The 6,656-nt window shown below is 73.5% G+C and carries 7 protein-coding genes and 1 pseudogene; 2 read left to right on the top strand and 6 right to left on the bottom strand.

All coding sequences use genetic code 11. The features are described from left to right. The 3 genes and pseudogenes from ACWCPW_RS39835 to ACWCPW_RS39825 all read right to left on the bottom strand — a co-directional run. A pseudogene (locus ACWCPW_RS39835) lies at positions 1 to 629 on the bottom strand (peptidase M28); the annotation flags it as partial. A gap of 253 nt (positions 630 to 882) precedes the next feature. Further along, a complete protein-coding gene (locus ACWCPW_RS39830) occupies positions 883 to 2,430 on the bottom strand; it encodes a M4 family metallopeptidase (protein ID WP_449766488.1) in 1,548 nt (515 codons plus the stop codon). 83 nt (positions 2,431 to 2,513) lie between these two features. Then, on the bottom strand, positions 2,514 to 2,975 hold the full coding sequence (locus ACWCPW_RS39825) for an ATP-binding cassette domain-containing protein (protein ID WP_449766487.1): 462 nt from the start codon (positions 2,973 to 2,975) through the stop codon (positions 2,514 to 2,516). A 310-nt stretch (positions 2,976 to 3,285) separates the two neighbouring features. Between ACWCPW_RS39825 and ACWCPW_RS39820 the strand changes: the two genes are divergently transcribed. Together ACWCPW_RS39820 and ACWCPW_RS39815 are read left to right on the top strand one after the other, a co-directional pair. Then, entirely contained in the window at positions 3,286 to 3,519 is a 234-nt protein-coding gene (locus ACWCPW_RS39820) for a response regulator transcription factor (protein WP_449766486.1), read from the top strand. A gap of 30 nt (positions 3,520 to 3,549) precedes the next feature. Then, positions 3,550 to 4,056 (top strand): hypothetical protein, encoded by a 507-nt coding sequence (locus tag ACWCPW_RS39815; RefSeq protein WP_449766485.1) that lies wholly within the window; start codon positions 3,550 to 3,552, stop codon positions 4,054 to 4,056. A gap of 175 nt (positions 4,057 to 4,231) precedes the next feature. On the opposite strand, the gene ACWCPW_RS39810 is transcribed toward ACWCPW_RS39815, so the two are convergent. From ACWCPW_RS39810 to ACWCPW_RS39800, 3 genes are all read right to left on the bottom strand, one after another. After that, positions 4,232 to 4,465, bottom strand: a complete 234-nt coding sequence (locus tag ACWCPW_RS39810) for a DUF2795 domain-containing protein (RefSeq protein ID WP_449766484.1) — start codon at positions 4,463 to 4,465, stop codon at positions 4,232 to 4,234. Positions 4,466 to 4,880: 415 nt separating this feature from the next. Then, a complete protein-coding gene (locus tag ACWCPW_RS39805; protein WP_449766483.1) occupies positions 4,881 to 5,897 on the bottom strand; it encodes a hypothetical protein in 1,017 nt (338 codons plus the stop codon). Positions 5,898 to 5,958: 61 nt separating this feature from the next. Next, a complete protein-coding gene (locus tag ACWCPW_RS39800; protein ID WP_449766482.1) occupies positions 5,959 to 6,612 on the bottom strand; it encodes a TetR/AcrR family transcriptional regulator in 654 nt (217 codons plus the stop codon). Between the last annotated feature and the right edge of the window lie 44 nt (positions 6,613 to 6,656).

The following is a 6,656-nucleotide window of genomic DNA, read 5'->3' as shown; positions in this document are numbered from 1 at the left end:
GCGAGCGGGTTGGGCCCGTTCCACTGACTGTTGCCGGTGCCGGCCTTCACGTCGTCGACGGTGTCGAGCACCGTGCCCGTGCTCGCATCGACGAACACATGGAGCCTGCTGGGCGCGGTCGCGGTACGACCGATCAGAACGGTCTCCCAGGCCAACGCGCTCTTGCCGTCCTTGACCCGGACCACCAGGCGGTGCGACTCGACCTTGTCCACGGCCGCGAGCTTGGTCCTGGACGTGGCCTCGGCCGCGCCGGCCGCCACCGTGGGGTGGATCTGCACGGCGATGCGGGCGTCGGTGGCGGACTGGGTCGCGCGGACCCGGCCCTGGCCGTCGGCGAGCACCACCGCGTCGCCGCCGACCACCGGGATGCCCCGGTAGGTGCGCTGATAGGCGACCGAGTACAGGTCGTTGACCCACGGGGTCACCGACTGCCGTTCGTACTGCTCGTCGGGACCCTTGGCGAGGGTGTCGAGGCCGCTGGCCGCGGCTCGGTCGGCGGCGGAGATCGCCAGGGACTGTGCGCCGGGGGGAGGCGCCGGGTCGGCCGAGGCCGACTGGGACGTCGCGCTCACCGTGAGACCGGTGAGCATGGCCAGGACGGTCCCGGCCGTGGTTATTCTTCGATTCATCGAGGCTCCTCGAGTGGAAAGGCAGACCTCGACCACGAATCCGGCTTGTCCGCGCGCCTTGTGAGCGCCGCGGCCGACCGTGCACGCCGGGGTTCGTGCCCGAGCGAGCGAAACACTCACACGGACAGGGGTCCCGAGCGAAGGGATCCGGGAAGGCCAGCAAATACTGGCTAAATCCGCCCGACCCGACATGCCGAGCGCGCGGGCGCCCACCCGGCCGCCGAGGCGGCACGGGGGACGCCCGCGCACGAGATCAGGGGCAGGTCGGGTCGCCGGCCGTCGCCGGCACGGCGACCGCGTTCCAGGCGTCCCTGGTCTTCTTGAACAGCGCGCAGGTGGGGTCGAGGGCCTTGGCCGCGAGCAGGGTCTGCCGCCGTACCTTCGGGTAGTTCGTGCCACTCGTCCGGAACAGCAGGCCGCCGTAGAAGACCTTGCCGGCCGTTTGGATGCCCACTCCGGTGAGGGAACTGTTGTTGCACGTCGGGCTGTTGGGCTTGCCGCCGCCGGGGTTGCTGCCCTCGGCGAGCAGATAGAACCAGTGGTTGAGCGGGCCCGAGGCCCGGTGCTCGTCCGGTGGCAGCGTGCTCGAGTAGCAATTCGGGTCCCCGGTCAGGGCGGGGTTGTACATGTGGCGCAACGGCCCGCCCAGGTCGATCATCTCGCCGACGGTGTAGTCCGGGGTGTCGAACGGGGCGGGTTCGTTGGCGTACGCCTCGGTGAGCGCGCCGAAGATGTCGCCGGTGCCCTCGCTCAGGCCGGGTTGCGCGAACGGGTAGCCGGGGCTGGTCTGGTCGATGCCGTGCGCGTACTCGTGGCCCACCACGTCCATCGCGCCGATCCACTGAAACGAATTGTCGTGGCCGACCACCACGCGCGAGCCGTCGAACCAGGCGTTGATCTGGTCGAGTCCGACCACCACGGGCCAGGTGCGGCCGGCGCCGTTGTGCCCGTTGCGGCCGAGCCAGGTGCGCAGCATGTCCCATTGCTTCTGCACGGCCCACATGGCGTCGACGCAGCCGGTCTCGATGCTGGTGGGATTGCCGGTGCCCCAGTCGTCCACGGACTTGGTGAGCACTCCGCCGTTGTACTTCGCGCAGCTCAGGCCCGGGCGGGTCAGGTCCTGCATGAAGTAGGTACCGCCCGAGGAGGCGGTGGTGATGGTGATCGGGTCGGGGCCGTTCCACTTGCTGTGGCCGGTACCGGCACGCGCGTCGTCGTAGGAGTCGGTGTCCGCCACTGTGCCGGTCCGGGCGTCGACGAAGACGTGCAGCCGACTGGGGCCGCTCTCCGTCCGGCCGACCAGAACGGTCTCCCAGGCCAGACGCGCGGAGTTCGCGTTCAGGCGCACGACCAGGCGGCGGGTGTCGACCCGGTCGACGACCGACAGTCGGGTGCGGGCCGCGGTCTCGGCCACCTCGGCGCTCACGGTCGGCTCGCTCGGGAGGTCGACGGGCAGGCGGTCGGCCGTTTCCAGGGCGCGGATCTCGCCGGTGCCGTCCACCAGTAACGCGGCGTCGCCGCCGACGACGGGAAGTCCGCGGTAGGTGCGCGTGTAGGAGATCGAGTAGAGGTTGTCGACCCACGGCGTCACGGTGCCCCGCAGGTATTGCTCGCCGGGCACCTTGGCCGGGGCGATCGCGCCTCCGGCGACGGCCCGGTCGGCCGCGTCGACCGCCGCCGATCGGGCGGCGGCCGAGAACGGGGCGGGTGGTGCCGCGGCGTTCGATGGGGCGGTCGTGCCGATCACCAGGCCGGCGAGCAGGGCCAGGACCGACCCGACCGTCAGCGTTCTGCGATGCATCGAGGCTCCTCGGGTTGAAGGCGCGCCCCGACCACGAATCCGACCGCCGTTCCGCCGGGTTCGTCGCCCGAGCGAGGAAACCCTCACACCGGGCCCGACGCACGGTCAACAAACGTTGACCCTTCGGCATATTTTGGCGAGCGCACTCCCCGCCGCGAGTGGTGACCCGGGTCGAGGGTGATCCGGGCCGGGTAGGGGGCGATCAGGTCGGCGAGCGCGCCTTCGACGGCGAGCCGACCCTCGCGCATGATCGCGATCCGCTCGGCGAGTGCGCCGGCCTCCTCGAGGTAGTGCGTGGTCGGCACCACGGTGGCGCCGTCGTCGAGCGGTTCGCGCACCAGGTCCCACAGCAGGTCGCGCGACTGCGGGTCCAGGCCCGCGGTCGGCTCGTCGAGGAACAACAGCGCCGGGCGTCCGTAGACCGCCACCGCCGGGTCGAGTCGGCGCTTCTCGCCGCCGGATGACCGCCCGACCCGCACGTCCCGCCGCAGGGTCAGGTCCAGGCGTTCGATCAGCGAGTCGTCGTCGTCCGCGCGGAACGTCATGCCCACCGGTGACCGACCGTTCGCCGAGAGCACCCGAACGCGCGCCTACGCTGGGGGCATGGCCCCTCCCACGATGCGACGGGCACGTCGCTACACCGCGTGGTCGTCGATCGGCGTGTCAGTCGACGGCCGTCGACTGACCGTGCGCCAACGACGGCGCGACGCACGGCATGCGGCCGGGCGGCGCGGGACCGGCCGGGCCGGACACCCGATTGAGCGAGCACGGCGGCGAACTGCGGGCCTCGGCCGGGGTGGGCATCTTCGAGGTGGTGGCCCGACTCGGCGTCGGCGAGCGGACGAAGGCCCACGCGTGATCACCATGCTGCCGGCCGAGGACGAGGCGATGCCGCGCGGTGCGCTGGGCCGACTTCTGGATCCGGAGCCGGACCCGACCGTGATCGCCCAGGCCGCCGACGGCGACGCCGCGATCGCCGAGGCCGCCCGGCACACGCCCGACGTGGTGGTGATGGACCCGGAGATGCCCGGCGGCCCGGACGGCGGCCCGGAGGCGGCCGGTCGCCTCCTCGAGCGGGGTTGGTTGTAGGCCGTGGCGGGCGAAGCGGACGGGGGAGCGGTGACGGGATCCGAGTCGGGCACGACCGGGGGCTTCGAGCCGGCGACCGGGGCGGAGGTACGGCCGGCCGGGGCCGCCGGAGCCGCCGCGTCGCACGAGGGGCGGGCCGGCGCGGTTCGCGACGCGTTCGAGGCGCTGTTGCGGATTCGCGAGGTGGTGAACACCTCGGTCGCGGATCCGGGGGCGGAGCCCGCCGAGTGGGAGCGGGTCCGGATGGTGCGCGCGATCGCACTGGCGTTGGAGGCCGCCGGGGTGCCGCCGTCGGCGGTGGACGAACGCGGCGAGCCGACGGCGACCGGATACCTCGTCACCGCGACGGAGCATCCGAGAGTGGTCCGGGTGGAGTGGCCGGGTCCGCGCGGAAGCGGCGCGGGCCACGAGGCGGAATCGGCGCTGCGCGGCTGCGCGCGGGTGCTGGGCGGACTGGGTTGGGTGGTGCTGGAGTATCGGGGCAAGGGCGGGCGACGCTACCTGGAGGTGGAGGCGCCCGCTACGGTGCGGCGATGAAATCGGCGGCGCACGGGGGTCCGAGGCGACCCGCGCGGGGGGCGATCCGTGCGCGCCACGGAGTCGATCCCGTGCGCGCCACGAAGTCGATCGACCGCGCGCTCGGCCGATCGCGGTGGCGGGCGAGTGGGGTGTGGTCGTGGTCGCCGTCTTCGTCGTACGGCGGCGCGGTCGGTCACAGGCCGCGGTCCATTCCCGCGTGCCGCCCGCACAGGGCCATGCAGACCTGATTCGGCCCCTCGTACGAGCGTTCCGGCAACGCCGCCAACGCCCGGGTGACACAGACCTCGGCCCCGTTGACGGTCGCCGCCGCCGTCAGGGCTTCCGGACGGGCCGGAAAACGCACACCGAAGAGCGCGCACTGCAGCGCCTCCGGCTCCACCATCGTCGATTCGCCACTGCTCAGCATGGCTCCTCCGTCGCACCACCCGACCGCGGGTGCGCGCATCCGGCGGTCGGTTTCGCCGAACGCACCGGGGACCCGGCCTCCGCGCCACCTTCGGGGTCGCGCTACGACACGGAGGGCCGCCTGTCGCACGAGCGCGAGGCGTCGGCCGCGGCTCGGGATCCCGGGGGCGCCGGCAGCATTCCGTTCAAGGGCTATAATACGCCGCGCTCGGCGGAGCGAGCGAAGCGAATCGAGCCGGTCGGGCCCTTTCGAGCCGGTCGGGCCCTTTCGAGCCGATCGGGCCCTTTCGAGCCGGTCGGGCCGGTCGGGCCGGGGCGAGCGAGTGGGACCGCCGTGAGCCGGTCCACCCGGCGGCGGCCGTCCGCGTGACGCTTCGGCCCCGGCATGTGCCGGCTTCGGGCGGGCCGGCGCGGGGTCAGGTGGTGAACCCCAGGTGCACGTGGTCGTGGTGGGTCGCGTCGGTGAAGAACGTCGCGCCGGGGAGTGCGTACGGGCCGCCCACGTTGTAGGAGCCGGCCGCCGCACCGGCCCGCATGAAGCTCTCGACGAGCGCGCGGGGCGTGGCCGGGTCCACGACGGGTCGGCCGTCGATGCCCCACACGTCGACGGCGCGACCCCGCGGGTGGTCGCTGGGGCGCGTGGTGCCGAAAACGTCGATCGGGTGGCCCGAGCGCAGCACGGTGACGTCGATGATGTGGTCGACGGCCAACGTTTCCAACGCGGTGAGCACCGACGCGTGCACGGCGCCGGCCCGTACGTCGGCGGCAGCGGCGGGCGGCAGGACGATGCGCGGGTCGGCGAGCACGCGGGTGGCCTGTGCGGAAACGGTCGCGGCGGCCGGTCCGGGATCCGAGGGATGCAGCGCGGTGACCGTCCACTGAGGGGTGGCCCGGCTCAGCCGCACGTCCACGGTCGACCCGTCCGCCGTCACCGTCCCGTCGGCGGCGCGTGTCCATCGACGACAGGCGACCAGCACGCTCGCGGTGGTGTCCAGGATGCCGCCGTACTGCGCGTCGATCACTTCGAGCACGGCCTCGGGCGCGTCCACGAGCAGCGGCCCGGCCCGGTCGGCGAGTTCGGGGGCGAACCCCAGCGCGGCGAGCCGCGCACGGGCCGCGGCGACTCCCGGTTCGCCCGGCGGCCACGCGCCGAGCGCGGACACCGCGGCGACCGCGCGTTGTTTCACCTCCGGCCGCACGTCACCGGGGTTGGGCGCCCACGCGGTGACCACCGGCAGTCCGGGTGCGACACCCGTCGCGGTAGCGGCGGCACTCGGCGAGCCGGAACCGTGCGCGGATGCCGGTCCGCCCGTCGGCGACGGTGACGGCGACGCGCGCCGTCCCCCGGACGACGAGCAGCCGATCGCCGTTCCCGCGATTCCGAGCAGCACCGCGCGGCGACCCGGAAGATATCGGGCATATCGTTCGTCCACTCCGTCACGGTAAGCCGCATCCCCGCCCAACCCCGGCAACCGGGAGGCGCCGACGGGCGTGTCACCCGGCCGGATCCGGTCCCGGCTCGGCGGCCGGACGCGCGTAGCCCGGCCGATCGTCGGCGGTCTCCACGGTCGCGACGAGGGTGCCCGCGAGCAGGGCGTCGAGGTAGCGGTCGGGCAGGGTGGGATCGGTTCGGTCGGGGGAGCGGTGTACCGCGAAGCCGAGTCCGCACAGGAGCAGCAGGAGGTCGGCGGGGCCCAGCGACGGGCGCAGGGTCTCGACGGCGGCGGCGCGTGCCAGCAGGTCCGCGGTCGCGCCCTGCAGGTGCTCGCGCAGTTGCCGGGTTTCCGGCGTGGCCGCGTCGGGGCCGAAGGCCGCCGCGGCGAAGGCCTCGTCCTGGACGCACGCGGCGAGTACGGCCTTGAGGAAGACGCGCAGGGCCTGCCGCGCGTCCGGCAGGTCGGCGGCCCGATGGGCCTGTTGGATCAGCTCGGCGAACCGGTCGGCGGCCAGTGCCTCGAGCAGGGCCTCGGGCGTGGGGAAGTGTCGGTACACCGTGCCGACACCGACGTCGGCGGCCAGCGCGACCGCGTTCAGCTGCGGCGGCCTGCCGCCGCGCACCAGGTCCCGTGCGGCGTCCATGATCCGGCGCCGATTGCGCGCGGCATCCTTGCGCAGCGCGGGTCTGTGGGGTGCGGCGGTGTCGTCCATGTGCGGACGTTATCGGCCAAGCGGATGAATGGTCCATGCGGACG

Source organism: Embleya sp. NPDC001921, from assembly GCF_053594475.1.
The sequence above is the reverse complement of the archived record's forward strand: the minus strand, read 5'-3'. Positions and strand labels throughout refer to the sequence as shown.

Bases quoted from the DNA above. Each gene is read 5' to 3' on its own strand.
- ACWCPW_RS39825 (WP_449766487.1), bottom strand. From the start codon at position 2,975: ATGACGTTCCGCGCGGACGACGACGACTCGCTGATCGAACGCCTGGAC.
- ACWCPW_RS39810 (WP_449766484.1), bottom strand. From the start codon at position 4,465: ATGCTGAGCAGTGGCGAATCGACGATGGTGGAGCCGGAGGCGCTGCAG.
- ACWCPW_RS39830 (WP_449766488.1), bottom strand. From the start codon at position 2,430: ATGCATCGCAGAACGCTGACGGTCGGGTCGGTCCTGGCCCTGCTCGCC.
- ACWCPW_RS39800 (WP_449766482.1), bottom strand. From the start codon at position 6,612: ATGGACGACACCGCCGCACCCCACAGACCCGCGCTGCGCAAGGATGCC.